General features: G+C 39.4%; 14 protein-coding genes. 12 read left to right on the plus strand and 2 right to left on the minus strand.

Annotation, left to right across the window (positions count from 1 at the left end; all coding sequences use genetic code 11):
• The first annotated feature begins 8 nt into the window (after positions 1-8).
• From AAEY62_RS02410 to AAEY62_RS02460, 11 genes are all read left to right on the plus strand, one after another.
• Complete coding sequence (locus AAEY62_RS02410) at positions 9-1,766, plus strand: bifunctional protein-serine/threonine kinase/phosphatase (protein ID WP_350603200.1); 1,758 nt, start codon at positions 9-11, stop codon at positions 1,764-1,766.
• A gap of 9 nt (positions 1,767-1,775) precedes the next feature.
• Positions 1,776-2,969 (plus strand): alginate export family protein, encoded by a 1,194-nt coding sequence (locus AAEY62_RS02415; protein WP_350603201.1) that lies wholly within the window; start codon positions 1,776-1,778, stop codon positions 2,967-2,969.
• Between the two features lie 227 nt (positions 2,970-3,196).
• Positions 3,197-4,720, plus strand: a complete 1,524-nt coding sequence (locus AAEY62_RS02420; protein ID WP_350603203.1) for an FAD-dependent oxidoreductase — start codon at positions 3,197-3,199, stop codon at positions 4,718-4,720.
• Positions 4,721-4,746: 26 nt separating this feature from the next.
• Complete coding sequence (locus AAEY62_RS02425) at positions 4,747-7,443, plus strand: nitrate reductase (RefSeq protein ID WP_350603205.1); 2,697 nt, start codon at positions 4,747-4,749, stop codon at positions 7,441-7,443.
• A 16-nt stretch (positions 7,444-7,459) separates the two neighbouring features.
• Entirely contained in the window at positions 7,460-8,431 is a 972-nt protein-coding gene (gene moaA / locus AAEY62_RS02430; protein ID WP_024590923.1) for a GTP 3',8-cyclase MoaA, read from the plus strand.
• Positions 8,432-8,468: 37 nt separating this feature from the next.
• On the plus strand, positions 8,469-9,128 hold the full coding sequence (locus AAEY62_RS02435; RefSeq protein ID WP_442960167.1) for a molybdenum cofactor guanylyltransferase: 660 nt from the start codon (positions 8,469-8,471) through the stop codon (positions 9,126-9,128).
• Positions 9,125-9,664, plus strand: a complete 540-nt coding sequence (gene moaB, locus AAEY62_RS02440) for a molybdenum cofactor biosynthesis protein B (RefSeq protein WP_007585240.1) — start codon at positions 9,125-9,127, stop codon at positions 9,662-9,664. Before AAEY62_RS02435 ends, moaB begins: the two co-directional genes overlap by 4 nt.
• Before the next feature lies 1 nt (position 9,665).
• Positions 9,666-10,136: a cyclic pyranopterin monophosphate synthase MoaC gene (gene moaC / locus AAEY62_RS02445; protein ID WP_350634582.1), complete on the plus strand. Its 471-nt coding sequence runs from the start codon at positions 9,666-9,668 to the stop codon at positions 10,134-10,136.
• Entirely contained in the window at positions 10,114-10,413 is a 300-nt protein-coding gene (locus AAEY62_RS02450; protein WP_350634543.1) for a MoaD/ThiS family protein, read from the plus strand. The genes moaC and AAEY62_RS02450 overlap by 23 nt, the downstream gene beginning before the upstream one ends.
• A complete protein-coding gene (gene moaE, locus AAEY62_RS02455) occupies positions 10,413-10,871 on the plus strand; it encodes a molybdopterin synthase catalytic subunit MoaE (RefSeq protein WP_007585235.1) in 459 nt (152 codons plus the stop codon). Before AAEY62_RS02450 ends, moaE begins: the two co-directional genes overlap by 1 nt.
• Before the next feature lie 127 nt (positions 10,872-10,998).
• Entirely contained in the window at positions 10,999-12,318 is a 1,320-nt protein-coding gene (locus AAEY62_RS02460; protein ID WP_350634544.1) for a hypothetical protein, read from the plus strand.
• Between the two features lie 156 nt (positions 12,319-12,474).
• Here the strand turns inward: AAEY62_RS02460 and AAEY62_RS02465 are convergent, their stop codons facing one another.
• Together AAEY62_RS02465 and AAEY62_RS02470 are read right to left on the minus strand one after the other, a co-directional pair.
• The gene (locus AAEY62_RS02465; protein ID WP_197111380.1) at positions 12,475-13,644 is read right to left on the minus strand and encodes a zinc-binding metallopeptidase family protein; all 1,170 of its coding nucleotides are present in this window, start codon (positions 13,642-13,644) and stop codon (positions 12,475-12,477) included.
• 69 nt (positions 13,645-13,713) lie between these two features.
• Positions 13,714-14,487: an SHOCT domain-containing protein gene (locus AAEY62_RS02470; RefSeq protein ID WP_007585227.1), complete on the minus strand. Its 774-nt coding sequence runs from the start codon at positions 14,485-14,487 to the stop codon at positions 13,714-13,716.
• Positions 14,488-15,244: 757 nt separating this feature from the next.
• Here AAEY62_RS02470 and AAEY62_RS02475 point away from each other — a divergent pair.
• Positions 15,245-18,556 carry a transglutaminase family protein gene (locus AAEY62_RS02475; protein WP_350634545.1) on the plus strand — a complete coding sequence of 1,104 codons (3,312 nt, stop codon included), beginning with the start codon at positions 15,245-15,247 and terminating at the stop codon, positions 18,554-18,556.
• The last annotated feature ends 68 nt before the right edge of the window (positions 18,557-18,624 follow it).

Raw genomic sequence — 18,624 nt, forward strand, 5'->3', positions numbered from 1 at the left:
TATTTACCATGTTTGATGAAACACGCAAAGCGAGCGCCGTAAATAATGAACTTAATGTTTCATTTGGCGGGCACAGCGCTAAAGGGTTAAAAGCAGAAAACCAAGATGCGTTTGCTGCCCTTAACACCAAAGCGCAAGAAAAAGAGTCTAAAGGCGTTATTGCCTGCTTAGCCGATGGGTGTTCATCAGCAAAAAATGCTAAACAAGCGTCTCAGATTTCGGTTACTCATTTTATTAATGAGTATTTAAATACCCCCGAAAGTTGGGCAGTTAAAAAGTCAGTGTCGAAGGTGCTTGCGAGTTTAAACCAGTGGTTGTATTCGCAATCGGTTAATTACAATCACTTAGGTCAGCGCCAAGCTGATTGGATGACCACGTTTACAGCACTTATTTTAAAGTCGGCAACGGGGTATATATTTCACTTAGGTGATACGCGTATTACCCGCCTGAGAGGCAGCAAAATAGAGGCGATAACACGGGATCACAAAGTAAACGATACGCTAACGCGTGCATTAGGGGCACAACTTCATCAAGAAATAGATGTATACGAAGTTGACCTAAAAGCAGACGATATTTATATATTAACCTGCGATGGCGTACACGATGTGCTCCCAAACAGCGATATAGCTAAATTAATTAATGAACACGTTAATTTAGAGCATGCTAATTTAGAAAATGCAGCTAAAGCAATTACCGAACTTGCATTAGCGCGAGGTAGTGACGACAACGTAAGTTGTTTGCTTGTAAAAGTAGAAAATATTGCCGAGCAAAAGTTAGATGAGCTTTATCATTCGCTAACACGACGAAAAATTCCACCTGCGCTTAATGTTGGACAAAAAATTGATGACTACACGGTTATTCGTAAATTGCATGCCAGTAGTCGCTCGCATATTTATTTAGTGCAACAAGCGCCCGATATACCGCCAGTGGTTTTAAAAGCACCTTCGGTTAATTTTGAAGACGATGTGCACTACCTTCAAGGCTTTATAAGAGAAGGTTGGGTAGGGCAACGTATAAACCATTTAAACGTGATGAAAGTACTGAGTACGCAATCGCAAAGTCGTTTTTTGTATCATATTTGTGAGTACATGGACGGGCAAACACTCAGTGATTGGAAGCACGACGTGCCGCACCCAGAAATAACTCAAGTACGCAGTATTATTGAACAAATAGTACATGCACTAAGGGCGTTTCAGCGACTCGATATGGTACATCGCGATTTAAAACTCGATAATGTAATGATAGATGCGCACGGAAAAGTAACGCTCATTGATTACGGCACAGTAAGTGTTGCAGCTATGGACGAGTCGGTTAAACAAATTGCGGATGATTGCCCACAAGGTACTGCAGACTACACCGCACCTGAAACACTTATTACTATGCACGCCGATTTTAAAAGTGATTTGTTTTCACTTGGCGTTATTGCATATGAGTTATTGTGCTCAAAATTGCCTTACAAACCACTGCCACTTAACCACGTAGCGCCAAAAGATTACAGCCATTGGCACTACACAAGTATTCGTAAATACAGAGCCGATATTCCGTTTTGGTTAGATCAAGCCCTTATGAAGGCGCTTGCCCCTAAACCAGAGCTCAGATACCAAGCTTTTTCTGAGTTTATAAACGATATCAACAAACCTAATCCTTATTTAGAAAGTACCGCTAATAAAAGTTCAATAATGAAACGCGATCCAGTTATGGTGTGGAAATGTATTTCGCTGTGTTTATTTATTGCTTTGGTATGTGTATTAATAATTAAAACGTAGAGAACCAAAATGCTTAACTATAAGAACAACTTACCTATTATTTTTATACTGGGTTGCTTCACTGCGCCTTCAATAAGCTTTGCTGCGCAAACTGATCTTGATTTTAGACTGCGTTTTGAAAGCGTTGATCAAAACAATGCCTTAAAAGATGCAAGCGGCTTAACACTTAGAACCCGCTTAACGCATCAAACAGACGAGGTTAATGGTTTTTCAGCCCTTATTGAAGTAGAAGACACTCGCAGCCTATTGGGCGTAGATGATTACAACAATACGGTGGGGAAAAACACTAATTACTCTGTTATTGCAGACCCAGAAAACACTGAGATAGACCAAGGTTTTGTTAAATATGCCCGCGATGGTCTATCGCTAAAAGTAGGACGCCAAGTAATAGCCCTTGATGGGCAGCGTTTTGTTGGGCATGTAGGTTGGCGCCAAGACAGACAAACCTTTGATGCAGCAACCATTAATTACGCATTTAATAACATAGATTTACAATACAGTTATTTAAATAAGCGTAACCGCATATTTGCTGACGATAAAGACATTAAATCGTCCGATCATCTTATTAATGCAAGCTTTAAAACAGACTACGGTAAAGTGGTTTTATACAGTTACTTATTAAGTGACGATGCACTACAAGACGACAGTTTAGACACTTATGGCGTTTCTTTTAACGGTAATAAAACCCTAAACGACATAAAATTTTATTACAAAGCGGAGTATGCAACGCAGTCTGCGTCAACAAGCGTGAGTGATTTTGATACCGATTACTATGCACTTGAAGGCGCTGTTGATTTAAATGGGTTGGGCATTAAAACAGTAACATTAAAAGTCGGCATAGAGTCACTTGGCTCTGACAATGGCGATTACGGCTTTGCAACACCACTTGCCACGCTGCATAAATTTAATGGTTGGGCAGATACGTTTTTAAATACACCCACACAAGGCTTGGACGACACCTACATAAGCTTAAATGGTAAAGCGTTTGACGGAAAATGGCTGGTGGCTTATCACAGTTTTGATGCTAATGAGCAATCAAATGGGGTTGATGATTTAGGCAGTGAACTAAACGTACAATACGTTAAACCTATTAATAAACAATACGCAGTGGGTGTTAAATATGCTGATTACTCAGCGGGCGATACTGCAGCTAATAAAGTCGATACTCAAAAATTGTGGGTATGGATGAGTGCTAAATTTTAACCCTCACTATCTTCTAAGATCCTCTTGTAATTTATAGCGATACAAGATGGTGCAATTGCACCATCTTGTGGGGCTTTATGCTTTTTACTTCTGCACCAATGTAGGTAACTTGCTGATTTTAAATGCTTATATATTTGGCTTACATATTGCTATAACAATCCTATAACAAATCATTCGATTTCAATTTTAGTCAATTACTAAAGTAGATATCATTTTAAGGTGAGTAAATGCTAAGCAAGCAGCGTGTTGTAGTGGTAGGAAACGGAATGGTGGGGCACCATTTTGTGCAGCAGCTGGTTTCTCAAAATCAGGCTGATGAGCAATTTGAAATTACCGTATTGAGCGGTGAAGACCGTTTAGCGTATGACCGCGTGCAACTATCCTCTTTTTTTAAAGGCAAAACCGCGGACGACCTCGCACTTACATGCAATAAAACCTATGACGATTGGCAAGTACGCTTTCATACTCATTCTAAAGTGGTTGACATAAATCGTGATGCGCAAACTGTAACAACCGCTAAAGGAGAGTTGTTTGAATACGACAAGCTTGTGCTTGCTACAGGTTCATTTCCATTTGTACCTCCTATACCGGGTAAAGATCGTGAGCATTGCCTTGTTTATCGCACCATTAACGATTTACACGCAATAAAAAACTCAGCCCACGGCAGCAAAGTAGGCGTGGTAATTGGTGGCGGTTTACTGGGGCTTGAGGCTGCAAACGCATTAAAGCAATTGGGTTTACAGACTCACGTAATAGAATTTGCACCGCAACTTATGGGTGTACAAGTTGATGCGGGGGGCGGTCGGTTACTAAAAAACAAAATTACAGATTTGGGCGTTACTGTGCATACATCGGTAGCAACTGAGGAAATAGTAGAAGGTGAAAGTTGCCGTTACAAAATGTGTTTTAAAGGCGGTAAAACCCTTGAAACCGACATGATTGTATTTTCGGCGGGTATTCGCCCTTATGATAATTTAGCCCGCGAGTTTAATTTAGATATAGGTGAGCGCGGCGGTATTGTAATTAATAACCACTGCCAAACGAGCGACAAAAACATATACGCAATTGGTGAATGTGCACTATGGAATAATTTTATTTTTGGCTTAGTGGCACCCGGTTACGCTATGGCTAAAATAGCAGTTGGACATATTTTACAAGATACGCAGCAAGGTACTTTGCAAAGTACTGCCTTAGATAATAAAGCCGATGAATTTAGCGGTGCCGATATGAGCACTAAGCTCAAATTAATGGGTGTTGAAGTGGGCTCTATTGGCGATGCACATGCACGCAGCGAAGGCGCAATAAGCTATTATTTTGAGGATCAACCCAATGGCATTTATAAAAAAGTAGTCACTAATTCACAAAGTAATAAGCTGATTGGCGCGGTACTTGTTGGCGATACCAGCGATTACGATAATTTACTGCAATATCACTTAAACGACATTGAACTTACCACCGCCCCCGAAGCGCTCATTATGCCCCTTGCTGGCGACATAGCAGAGCTAAGCGCCGCCGACTTGCCTGATGACGCTATTATTTGCGCTTGTCATAAAGTAACTAAACACACCATTGAACAAACAGTCGCTAAAGGCTGCATAGATTTGGCAAGTGTGCAGCAAAGCACCAAAGCTAGTACAGGCTGTGGAGGTTGTGAAAAGCTCGCTAAAAACGTAATAAGCAGCGCACTCGCTAAAGCAAGTAACACTATTAACGTAGTTACTCTTAATGAGCCTGTTAAACAGCCCGCATAAATTAAAGCACACTAAAAGAGAGCAGTATGGCAACCGCAAACACGTCACCAACTATAAATAAAACGAGTTTAAAACAAACAACATGTGCTTACTGTGGTGTAGGGTGTGGTGTTGATATTTCACTTTTTAATAATGTGCCAACCAAGCTTGAAGGCATGCGAGAGCACCCCGCAAACTTTGGTCGTTTATGTGTAAAAGGCACGCATTTGCTCGACACAACAGGCAGTGATAATCGCTTAACGTCGCCTCTTATTAATAACCAATCCGTTACGTGGGATGAAGCAACCGACTACGTTGCCAATAAATTTAACGACATAATACAAAAGCACGGACCCGATGCGGTGGCATTTTATGTATCAGGGCAGTTACTTACTGAAGATTACTACATCGCTAATAAATTAATGAAAGGCTACATAGGCTCAGGCAATATTGATACAAATTCGCGCCTGTGTATGTCGTCTGCTGTGGCAGGTTATAAACGCGCTTTTGGTGAAGACGTAGTGCCGTGTACCTACGAGGATTTAGAGCAAACTGAGCTACTTATTTTAATTGGCTCTAATGCCGCATGGACTCACCCGGTTTTGTATCAGCGAATGGAGCGTGCAAAGCAGCTTAACCCAAATATGAAAGTGGTGGTTATTGATCCGCGAAAAACCGACACTGCTGAACTTGCAGACACATTTTTAAATATAAAACCAGGCAGTGACGCCGCACTTTATAACGGCTTACTTAATTATTTAAATGAGCATAACCACCTCGATACGCAATTTATTGCTCAGCGCACAAACGGCTTTGAAAGCGCATTGCAAGAGGCACAAAAATGGAGCTGTGAGGCAGTTAGCGACTTTTGCGATATAGCAATTGAGCAAGTCACTGAGTTTTATGCGCTATTTGCTAACAGCCCAAGTGCTATTAGCTTTTATTCAATGGGTATAAATCAGTCAAACTCGGGTGTAGATAAATGCAACGCCATTATTAATGCACATTTAGCCTCAGGTAAATTACTTAAGCCAGGCAGTGGTCCGTTTTCAATTACTGGGCAACCCAATGCGATGGGCGGGCGCGAAGTAGGTGGTTTGGCTAATCAGTTAGCGGCGCACTTAGATATTGAAAACGAAGCACATCAGTCACTTGTACAACGTTTTTGGCTCTCGCCAACTATCGCTAAAAAAGCAGGCAGTAATGCCATTGATATGTTTGATGAAATAGCCGCAGGTAAAATAAAAGCAGTGTGGATAATGGCAACAAACCCAATGGTGAGTTTGCCCAACAACGCCGCTATTAAAAAAGCATTAGAGACCTGCGAGCTGGTGGTTGTATCTGACTGTATTGCAAAAAGTGATACGTTAAAATTTGCCGATGTTGTTTTTCCATCAACCGGATGGGGCGAAAAAAACGGCACAGTAACTAACTCAGAGCGCAGAATATCAAGGCAGCGCCCGTTAGTAGCGCCTTATTCAGGAGCTAAAAACGATTGGCAAATTATGTGCGATGTTGCTAAAAAAATGGGCTTTGAAGGGTTTGATTTTACAGACCCAAGTGGCATTTTTGAAGAATGGGCACAATTAACCGACTTTGAAAATAACGGCAGCCGATTATTAAATCTCTCTGGTTTAGTTGGGCTCACACAAAATCAGTATGATAATTTAAAACCCATTATGTGGCCTGTTGTTAAAAACGAGCCTTATAAAAATGGTCAGGTTTTTACAGATAACCAATTTAGCACCGCTGATAAAAAGGCGCGTTTTATACCTATAACGCCGCAATTACCGGTACAAAAAACATCAAGTGATTACCCGTTTATAATGAACTCGGGTCGTATACGCGACCAATGGCATACCATGAGCCGCACCGGTAAAAGCACTGCGCTTTCATCGCATATTACACGGCCGTACATAGAAATTAATCCGCTTGATGCCAGTAAATTAGCAATTAAACAAAACGATTTAATAAGTGCAATTGCCCAAACTGGGCAGGTTACCGCGCATGCAAAAGTGACCGATGCCGTGCGAAAAGGTGAATGCTTTATGCCTATTCATTGGAATAAGCAATTTGCGTCATCAGCAACAGTAAGTGGGTTATATCAATCGGTAGTTGACCCTCTATCTGGTCAGGCTGAGTGTAAACACGGCGCTGTTAATATAGTTAAAGCACCCTTTGTGCAATATATGCAGCTGTTTGCTAAAAACGAACTTGTTATAAACAGTGATTTTTGGCTCAAAGTTAATGCTAGTAATTGCTTTAATTACCAATTGGCGCTTAATGAGCCACAAAGTGATTTACTGTATTACTGCCAAACCTTAACTGGTTTACAAGGGCAGTGGTCGGCTATGAATACGGCAAAAGCCATGCATGTGCAGTGTATTCAAAACGATCAATTAGCGTTTGTTGGTGTTATTTCTAATGAACAAAAAGAAATATCACTTGAGTGGATAAACCATTTGTTTGCAGAGCCATTACTGACTTTTACACAGTTACAGTCTTTGCTTTATGCAACCCCCGATGAAGAATTTACCCAAGGTGCACAAGTGTGTAGCTGCTTTAAAGTAAGAGAGCAGCCAATTATAAACGCCATTAAAAACGGTGCAAACACAGTCGAGCAATTGGGGTCTGAACTTAAATGTGGAACGAATTGCGGTTCGTGTAAAACACAATTAAGCCAATTAATAAAACAACATTACAAAGCAGGTTCTAGCAGCATTGATGTTGCGGTTGTAATGTAAAGAAAAAAGGAAGCATATGCTTAATGATCAATTTGGTCGGCAGTTTAACTATTTGCGCCTCTCAATAACCGATGTATGTAATTTTAGTTGTAGTTATTGTTTACCAAATGGGTATCAGTGCGATACGCCGCGTAATTTTTTAAATAAAAATGAAATTAGCACGCTGGTAAATGCGTTTGCAGAGCTAGGTACTAAAAAAGTGCGCATTACAGGTGGCGAACCATGCTTACGAAACGACGTAACCGATATTATAAAGCTCTGTAAAAATACACCTGGCATAGAAAAAGTAGCCATTACTACCAACGGATTTAATTTATTAAATAAAATTGATGAATTTGCAGAAGCCGGGCTTGATGCGCTTAATGTAAGTATTGATAGTTTAAATCCGAGTATGTTTAAACTCATAACAGGGCACGACAAACTTACCCTTATTTTAAAAGGGATTGAACGCGCGGTAGAGCTGGGCATAAAAGATATAAAAATAAATGCGGTGCTTGCCAAACAGTTTAATAAAAACCAATTGAAGGATTTTTTAGCGTGGGTAAAGCACCACAAAGTTACAGTGCGCTTTATAGAATTAATGGAAACAGGTGACGGCGCAACCTTTTTTGAAGAAAACCACTTAAGTGGGCAAACGGTTAAAGCCCAATTACTCGACCAAGGTTGGTTACAAGTCGTTAGGGGGAAATTAAACGGACCCGCTGAGGAATTTTGTCATCCTGATTACGATGGTCGTATTGGTTTAATAATGCCGTACAGTAAAGATTTTTGTAAAAGCTGTAATCGCTTAAGGGTGTCGGCGTTAGGTAAATTACACTTATGCTTGTTTGCTGAGCAAGGTATAGATTTACGCGAACTGCTAAACGAGGATGATACTGCAGCGACCGTAAAGGCAATTCGAGCCGCTATGGGCAATAAAGAAATAAGCCATGAGCTAGATAAGCGTCTTACAGGTGCGACAACTCACTTAGCCATGTTAGGCGGCTAATATGGGAGCTGATGTGAATACTCATATAAAAGCTAATATGAAAGTTAAGCGAGATTTTACAGGCGTTGTGCTTGCTGGTGGTAAGTCATCAAGAATGGGCACAGACAAAGCCGATTTAGTTTTAAAAAATAAAACGCTATTGCACAATGCGTGTGATTTATTAAAAGACGCAGGCGCTAAAAACATATTGGTAAGCCGCAACGTTACAAATCCAATCAAATCATTGAACCATTATCCGTCAGAAAAGTACGTTAAAGATATATACCCAAATAGTGGACCCCTTGGCGGAATTTACTCAACATTAATAGCCACCGAGCACGATTTACTTATTACTGCGGTAGATATGCCACTACTCACAAGTAGTTTGTTAAGCACAATAGTGCTGGCTTCTCAGACAAATAACGTACAAAGTGTGAGCAATCAATTAAATCAGTCACAAATACATGCTTGGCACTTTGAAAATGAACCGCTACCGCTGTATATTCGTAATACACACAGTGTAAAAAATCATTTAAAACACATACTCACAAACGCAAACAGTCATAAATCAATAAAACAGTTTACCCAAAGCATTGGTGTGCAAACGCTTTTATGTAATAAAGCGCACGCATTAATAAACACCAATACACCGGCGCAATTTAAAGCTGTAAATGAGCATTTTGACCAAAGCATTAACCAATTGAGAAGAACATTATGAGCCACACAAGCGATACACAAATACCTTTAAACATTGCTGTACTTACAGTAAGCGACACGCGCGATGCGATTACCGATACTTCTGGTCATTACTTAATTAAAGCGCTAACTGAGGCGGGTCATCACTTAGCGGATAAAGAAATTGTAAAAGATGATGTTTACCAAATGCGCGCTATTGCATCGCAGTGGATTGCCGATGACACCATTCACGCTATTTTAGTGACTGGTGGTACAGGATTTACCGAACGTGATTCAACACCTGAGGCATTTGCGCCGCTGTTTGATAAAAGCGTAGACGGCTTTGGTGAGCTATTTAGACATATATCGTACGGTGAAATTGGTAACTCAACTATTCAATCTCGTGCACTTGCAGGACTTGCTAACAACACCGTTATTTTTTGTATGCCAGGCTCTACAGGCGCATGTAAAACAGCGTGGACAGGCATTATAAAAGATCAACTTAACTCAATGCATAAACCGTGCAACTTTGTACCGCACATTACCATTGGTAAAAAGTGTGAATCGCGTGAGCAATAGTATGCTAAGCCACGTAGACGAAAACGGCCAAGCTAATATGGTTGATGTATCGCTCAAAGACGTAACCTTGCGCGATGCCTCAGCTGAAGCATTTATTAGCATGAGCAAGCTTGCCTTTGAGCAAGTAATGCTTAATCAAAACAAAAAGGGCGATGTGTTAGGCGTGGCTCGTATTGCGGGTATTCAAGGTGCTAAAAAGTGCGCCGATTTAATTCCGCTTTGCCATCCGCTTGCACTGAGTAAAGTTGCTGTTGATTTTGAGCTTGATGAAGCGAACAGCCAAATTAAAATAACCAGCTATTGCAAACTTGCCGGTAAAACGGGTGTAGAAATGGAAGCGCTAACGGCGGTATCTGTTGCTGCGCTTACTTTGTTTGATATGTGTAAAGCAGCCGACCCACTAATGGAAATTAGCGGTATGCGCGTTACTCAAAAAGCTGGGGGCAAAAATGGCAGTTGGCAGCGAGATTAATCCAAACGATGCTATACCTAGCGCCCAAAATGTAGAGTTATTGTTTTTTGGGCAACTAAAAGAGCGGTTAAAGTGCAGTAAATTAAGCCTTGAGATTGAGCAGCCGCTTACTATTTCAGAACTTAAATTAAGATTAGTTAGCCAATACCCGCATTGGCAACCGTGGCTTGAGGAGCGTGAGCTACTTGCAGCGCTTAACCAAACTATGTCATCAAGCGACGCAATAGTGAAAGCAGGGGATGAGCTTGCCTTTTTTCCGCCGGTTACAGGTGGCTAATGAGCATACATATTCAAGTACAAACCGATGATTTTAATGTAGGTGACGAGCACAATACGCTTTGTAGTAATAATAAAAGCGATGGCGCTGTTGTCACCTTTACAGGTTTGGTAAGAGAGTTCAGCAGTGGCGATAACGTTACTGCACTTGAGCTTGAGCACTACCCTGGTATGACCGAGCAACTTCTTCAATCTATTGCAGAGCAAGCACAAACTCGCTGGCAACTGGCGAGAATATGCATTATTCATCGCGTTGGTTACTTAGCACTTGGCGAGCAAATTGTATTTGTAGGCGTAACTTGCCGCCATCGCCAAGCCGCGTTCGAAGGCGCACAATTTATAATGGATTATTTAAAAAACCACGCCACGTTTTGGAAAAAAGAGCATTTTAAAGACTCATCAAATTGGGTTGAGTTTAAACAAAGTGACAAACAAGCGCTGGGTAAATGGGAAAAGTGATGCAGATATTTCATTACTTGTGCTCTACAGGGGTTATATAGCTCTCAGTTTGCGTGTGAAGTCTGCGTTTTTCGTGTTATAAATCAGCAATATTAGATTGTTAGCCCGACCCAAGTCTGGAAGACATATGCGCACATCAAAAATGTTATATTTTACAATATTATTACTTGTTCTACTTTCAGCTTTTCTTGCTGTATGGGTATATGATTTAAAAGAAGGTAAAGATTTACTAAGCTTTACCATATCAACAGTAAGCTTTTGTATAGCCGTATTAGCTTTATTTATTACCGTTAGAACATATACATCAATTGATAGTGTAAATAACATTAGTAAAATGGAAGGTAACATTTTAGATAATGAAAATTACGTAACCTCACTTCCAGAGTTAATTAATCAGTTTAAGTCCCAAGATGAAAATACACTAGAGAAAGAAATTTTTGACTCTATTGAGCATAAACTAAAAAAAGAGTCAGAAACCGCCGTTCTTTTTGCCGATACCCTGCAATATATAATTGACCTAATTGTTTTATTTCCAGCTGTTTTTAATGCATCAGAAATTAACAAAGAGCTTTATAAAAAGCGTATGGACACAATTTTGTCAGAAGTTGATAGGCGCTGTGAAATATTGCACTCGGTGAGTAAAGGTAATTCAATTCAAATAACGGAAACAATAAAGCTATTTAAAGCTGTTGTTTCTTACCAAAGTTTTGTGGCTGATGATAATTTTAATATTCATGCAGACTTACTTCATGTGAGAGGTCCAATTCTTCGTAATCCAGTGACAAAAACCATTTACCATAATTACCTAGGTTTGTATTACAACAAAAAAGGCATGCATTTATTACGTGAGTCGCTAAATATGAACTCTGTAGATATTTTGTCGATTGATGGTTTAGAGCTGGCTCAAAAAAATATTAACACTATAGAGCCATCAATACTTGAAGAAGTAAGTATGTATCTTAAATCTGCCGCTGAGCAGTTTGATAAAGCACTTAAAGTATCTAGCGAAGATGTTATGTGGCCTGGTTTTATTAATTATAATAAAGCACGTACGGTATATTTTTTAGCTTTACTATCAAATACAAAGCTTAATTGGTTAGATATTCTCGACGAAGCAATCGAATCTCGCAGTAGATTGAATCGATTGATAGATGAGATTTTAATGATAGACAGATCAAAACCAGCCAATATTGTTAGCACACATTTAAGAGAATTTTTTCTGTATCAAGAAGAGTTAGCACGTACAGTAAAATTGAACATTTTACTGTCGGATAATTTAACCAGACAAAATAATGCACCTATTATATACAAAGGGATTAATATCTCTGATATATCAAACGAAAAACTAACTGACTTATTTGTATCAATACAAAAGTTTTCTACAGTAAGTACTTATCAAGAAAAAGTCATAAGTCGACTTAAGAATAACCTCGCTGTGACAAGCTAATAAAGCTTCAGCGAGAAAGTAGGATATATACTATTTTTAGACTTTTATTTTACGGCTTTTTTCTCATCATAAAAAAGCCATCTACCTATGCATGAAAAGTCATAGCAAGAATAAATGGCTCTTTATTAAAATGTTTTTTGGACTGAGCTTATTTTATTACACTTTTCCAATGCTCAAATCAGGCATTAAATTGAGCCTGTTATGAATGGCATGATGGATGAAAGATAACTTAGTTCGCACCGCTTGAGTTAGTACAAATGGGTAGGCATCGGCAAGTCCCATGCTGCGATTTAGTGAATTTAGAATAATCGAAAATTCCATCCAAGTATCTAAAATAGCATCAATCGATGTTTGTGAATTAAAGTAATAAGCACTTTGTGGCAATCGAAGCTCGTCTGCTTCATCTAATTCAAACTCATTACCCGTTGTTGAGCCTGTAATTGAAAAGTTTTTGGCTGTTTCAAGCGTATCGATAATGTGCATGTAATGCGCCCATGTTTCTGCCCAGTCTTCATAAGGGTGCATAGTAGCGTATTCACTAATAAAGGTTTCATGCCAGTTAGCTGGCGCACCTTGCTTATAATGAGTATCGAGTGCTTGCTGGTAATCTAATTCGTCATCACCAAAATATTGCTTACATAAAGTATGTTTTTTTGGTGAATTTGCAATTAGTTGATCAAAATAATAATGACCAAGTTCATGGCGAAAATGACCAAGTAAAGTACGATAACGCTCACCCATTGCTATTTTAGCTTGTGAGCGTGCTACGTCATCTGCCTCGGCTAGGTTTATAGTGATATGCCCGCAGTCGTGTCCTGTAAATACAACGTCTTGACCTATAATTGGGCTTACAAAGTGATCGCTTACGTTACGGTCTGCTATAAAATCGAAGCTTAATCCGCTTTCAGGTTCTTGAATCGTTGTATTTAAAGGGAGTGATAATGACTTTAATGTATACAAAGCGCGACGTTTTGCTGTCTCCATTTTTTTCCATAATGGAATATGTTCAACAATACTTAAATCGGGCACAGTTTCATTAAAGCGGCACGAAAAACACAGCACTTCGTCTTTATCGGCAACGGGTATAAATGTGTCTAAATTAACCATGCCATTGCATACGTGATACTGAGCGTTGTTATCACATTTTTTATAAAAAACGTCAGGCGCTTCTGCTTTGTAAAATAGCCCCGATTGTTCATCAATTTCATAGGGTTCAACTTGGTCGAACTCATCATCAATACCCACGGTTCTGCCACAAGCCAAACAATGGCTGCTTTCAAAAAATAAAATAAGTTGATCTGTGCAATTACATTTAAATGTTTTCATATGTTACCGAATAAAAAAGAGACCGTATAAACCACTTTTACTTAGCGCTATGCTATTGGAGGATAGTGGTTAAATCCTTTTTAAAAGTTCAGACTTTTTAATATTAAATTCATCATCACTCAACGCATTAGAGTCGCGAAGTTGTGCTAACTTTTCAATAATTTGAAGTGTTTCGTCTACCGAGTATTGCCCCACAGTATTATTAGCCGGTGCTTCAACTTGGTTTGGTGTTAACGATGCAAAATTCGGCTGCGTTACTTGCTGCGTAAAATCTTTTTGAGGTTCTGGAGGCGTTGGCGTTTGCCCTGAAATTAATGGCAGGGTATTTACATTAATTGTCCCCCACTGACTGTTAAATGTAAGAGAGGTATTATTGCCTTGCTGTTGGCTTACACCACCAATATTATGATCTAACGTGTCGTATACGCTCACTTGTCCATTTAATTCAACGGCTAAGCGATTAGGGAATATAGCGTAGCGAATATTATTTTGCGCACCACTGCTAAATGGGCTGCCTAGATTACCTGGCCACCATTGATTGCTGCCAGGCGTTCCTGCAGGAATAACCGGAAATATTTGGTTATTGCTCAATATATTAGCAAGTTCGTTGCATAAGTTATCAACGGTTGATTTTAAGCCGTTGTTAAACATGTCGCCAACCATTGTCATTCCGCCGCGCATCCATTGACCAGAACCACCAAGTTCTGGGCAATTAAACTGCGCCATTGAGCAACCGCCGTTATTAACGCTAACTAACATGTGAATTACTGCATCGTGACTGAGGTTATAACGAGATGCTATACCATTAACTAAGTTTTCACCGACATCTGTTAGCTTTTGCATAAGAAAATATCCTATTAGGTAGATTGGGTTGATTTAAAAAATCTGAAAATACGCCAGGGCTGCATTACCTTTAGCATTGATGATAATGAAAAATTAACAGGTTAGTGAGGTGTGCTGGTTTTTCAAATTGGACGTGTTCTGTTTTGTTTGAAATTAAAACACACCACTGCAAAACTACTCTTTAAAGTAAGCATCTATGTATTAAAAGTTGCTTGTTTTATGTCATCGAGATTGTTAGTTTTACTGTAACGTAAGCGGTTAAAAATCGATCTAGTATAGCACCGTTACTTACTTTAACAGCAGCTTTATTGTGAACTATTTCTTACTATTTAATGATTATTTTTAATGATTTTTAAACTCTAAATAAATACTTTTAATTATAACCGTTTAGCGTTATAAATAACGGAGTAAGTATTTTTAAAAATTAACTTTATTTGTTTTATTTCAATATTTTAAATTAATTAGCTTTAATTGTAAGTTATTTTAAAGCACTATTTTGGTGCATTTTCTGCACCATTAAAAATCTAAAATTGATGGTTTAAATTACACTAAGTTTACTATTTATTGAATTGGTGTGTTTTTCCTATTAATTAGGTCAAAACCTTTATGCATAACGTTGCTTTGTGCAAGAGCCGCGAGTGGATGAACAGTACTACTTAAGCAAGTCTTTTGGTATAAAAATTGCAAAAGTGAATTAGTCCAAATAATATTTTCAGCGTTATATTGTGGCCATACATTATTAAAGGAGAATTAATAGATGACAATTACAGTTGGGATTTCGCACCATACTCAGTATAAATACGATCGGTCAGTTAATATGGGGCCGCATATATTCCGATTACGTCCAGCGCCACATAGCCGTACAAAAATTAAAAGTTATTCTTTAAAAATAGTTCCAGAAGATCATTATATAAATTGGCAACAAGACCCTTTTGGTAATTACCAAGCGAGGGTGGTGTTTAACAAGCCAACTACCGAATTTAGTTTTACAGTTGATTTGGTCGCCGAACTAACGGTTATTAATCCTTTTGATTTCTTTTTAGAAGATTACGCCGAAAACTTCCCGTTTGTTTACGATGCTATTTCAAAGTCAGAACTCACTCCTTATTTAAAAAAACGCAAAGCCAGTCCAAAATTTAAAGAATTAATTGAATCTTTAAACCCTAAAGAGCCGCTTAGAAGCGTTGATTTTTTAGTGGCTGTTAATCAAGCTATTTATGAATTAGTAGGTTATGGCATTCGTTTAGAACCCGGTGTGCAAACGGCAAACGAAACAATAAGTAAAAAAACAGGTTCGTGTCGTGATTCTGCTTGGTTGTTAGTACAATTGTTTCGTCATTTAGGGTTGGCATCTCGATTTGTATCGGGTTACCTGGTACAGCTAACCTCAGATCAAAAATCACTAGATGGTCCAAGCGGTCCAGAAGAAGACTTTACCGATTTGCATGCATGGACCGAGGTGTATATTCCAGGTGCAGGTTGGATAGGGCTTGATCCTACCTCGGGTTTATTTGCCGGTGAAGGACATATTCCATTGGCATGTACGCCAGAGCCAAGCTCGGCAGCGCCGGTAACCGGCGGTATAGACGACTGTAAATCTGAGTTTAGCTTTTATAATAAAGTAACGCGTGTACACGAAGACCCACGTGTTACTAAGCCTTATTCTGAGGCGCAGTGGGCGGCAATTAACCGCTTAGGTCAGCACGTTGACAATGTTTACAATGAAGAAAACATACATTTAACTATGGGTGGCGAGCCTACGTTTATTTCTATTGACGATATGGAACATCCTCAGTGGAATACTGATGCCGATGGTAAAGAAAAAAGAATATTAGCTCAAAATTTATTTGTAGAAATGAATAAAGTATACACAAAAGGTGGCTTTACTCATTACGGACAAGGTAAATGGTATCCGGGTGAGCCATTACCACGTTGGCAATACGCATGTTATTGGCGCAAAGATGGTGAGCCTTTATGGCAAGATGCTGCACTATTAGCCGATCCTAATAAAGATTATAAATTTGATCATACCGATACTAAAAAGTTTGCTGATAAACTGTGTGACTCACTTGGTCTTGAAACCAAGGCACTTACTACGGCTTATGAAGATATTTTATATCACATGTGGCAAGAAGCCTCATTACCTACCGAAATAAAGCCAGATCAACCAGAACTTCTCCATGCAATGAGCCGAAAAGGCTTTTTAGCTAAAATGGATAAAGGCATAGAAAAGCCTGTTGGCTATGTTCTACCTTTAAAATGGAACGACAGTAAAAACTGTTGGCAGTCGTGTACGTGGGAGTTTAAACGGGGTCATTGTTTTTTATTACCGGGTGAATCACCACTTGGTTATCGCCTACCTTTAGACAGCCTTGAGTGGAGCGGCAATATTATTGACCGCGACCCGTTTGATATTCCAGAAAATTTTACCAAAGCTAAAAAGCTTAAAAAGGGCTTTATTGGTAAAGAAATGGTTAAAACTGCGCTTGTAATGGAAGTGAGAGAGGGGCGTTTATATATATTTATGCCACCAACAAGTCATTTTGAACATTACATGGGTTTAATAAGTAGTATAGAGAGTGTGGCAAAAGAACTTAAAATGCCACTTGTTATTGAAGGCTATAGCCCACCTAAAGATAGCCGCGTAGAAAAATACGCTGTAACGCCAGATCCAGGTGTTATTGAAGTAAATATTCATCCTTCTACATCGTGGGATCAATTAGTAGATCGTACTAATACGTTATACGACCTTGCAAAACAATGCCGATTAGGTACCGATAAGTTTATGGCAGATGGTCGCCATACGGGTACTGGTGGTGGTAACCACGTAACGCTTGGTGGCGAAACACCTGAGCAAAGCCCATTTTTACGCAGACCCGATATTTTAAGAAGTTTTATTACCTATTGGCAGCATCATCCTGGTTTGTCGTATTTATTTTCGGGGCTTTTTATTGGTCCTACAAGCCAAGCACCGCGAGTGGATGAAGCCCGTGATGAAGTTTTATACGAGCTAGAAATTGCCTTTTCGCATATGCCCGAAGGTGAAGTGCCTGAACCTTGGTTAGTTGATAGGTTACTTCGTAATTTATTAGTGGATTTAACGGGTAATACACACAGAGCAGAGTTTTGTATTGATAAGCTCTATTCTCCCGATTCAGCCACAGGTCGTTTAGGGATTGTAGAATTTAGAGGCTTTGAAATGCCTCCACATTCACAAATGAGCTTAGTGCAAATGCTACTGTTGCGTACTTTACTTGCTTGGTTTTGGAAAAAACCTTACCACAAGCCATTAATACGTTGGGGTACAGAGTTACACGATAAGTTTTTATTACCACAATATGTAGAAAACGATTTAGCTGAAGTAAGCCGCGATTTACAACAAGCAGGTTTTCAATTTCAGTTAAGTTGGTTAAATCCATTTTTTGAATTTAGATTTCCGGTATGTGGAACACGAGAACTTGATAACGTTACACTTGAGCTTAGAACCGCAATCGAGCCTTGGCATGTACTAGGCGAAGAGGCAAGTGCGTCGGGTACGGCGCGCTATGTAGATTCGTCATTAGAAAGAGTACAAATAAAAGTACAAGGAACAATGAGCGATCGCTATGTTGTAACGTGTAATGGTCGAAGAGTGCCGCTTAAACCGGTTAAAGGTAAAGCAAAAGATGAAATGGTCGCGGGTATACGATACAGAGCTTGGCAACCACCTACAGCACTTCACCCAACTATTGGCGTACATGCTCCATTAGTTTTTGATTTAATCGATACGTGGGAAGGTCGTTCAGTTGGAGGCTTTGTATATCATGTGAGCCATGCTGGAGGTCGTAATCCTGAAACGCTACCGGTTAATGCATTTGAAGCCGAAGGGCGCAGAGTTGCAAGATTTTGGGAGCATGGGCATACACCATCGTTACTTGCATCAGCAGAACCAAGCTGGAGTCCATCGGCGGTTACGCATAGTTTTCAATCGGCGCAAAGCGCAAGTGAATACGTGGTACCTGATGAAGAAAGTAGTAATCCTGATTATCCAAATACCTTGGATTTACGCAGGCAGCCTAACTTTAAATAATAATTGATAGTTGTGTCATTCCACTTTGAAATTATTTAAAGTGGAATGACTAAATATTTTTAAAGCAT

This window comes from Pseudoalteromonas sp. GW168-MNA-CIBAN-0100 (assembly GCF_040309225.1).
In the GTDB taxonomy this organism is placed as follows: domain Bacteria; phylum Pseudomonadota; class Gammaproteobacteria; order Enterobacterales; family Alteromonadaceae; genus Pseudoalteromonas; species Pseudoalteromonas arctica.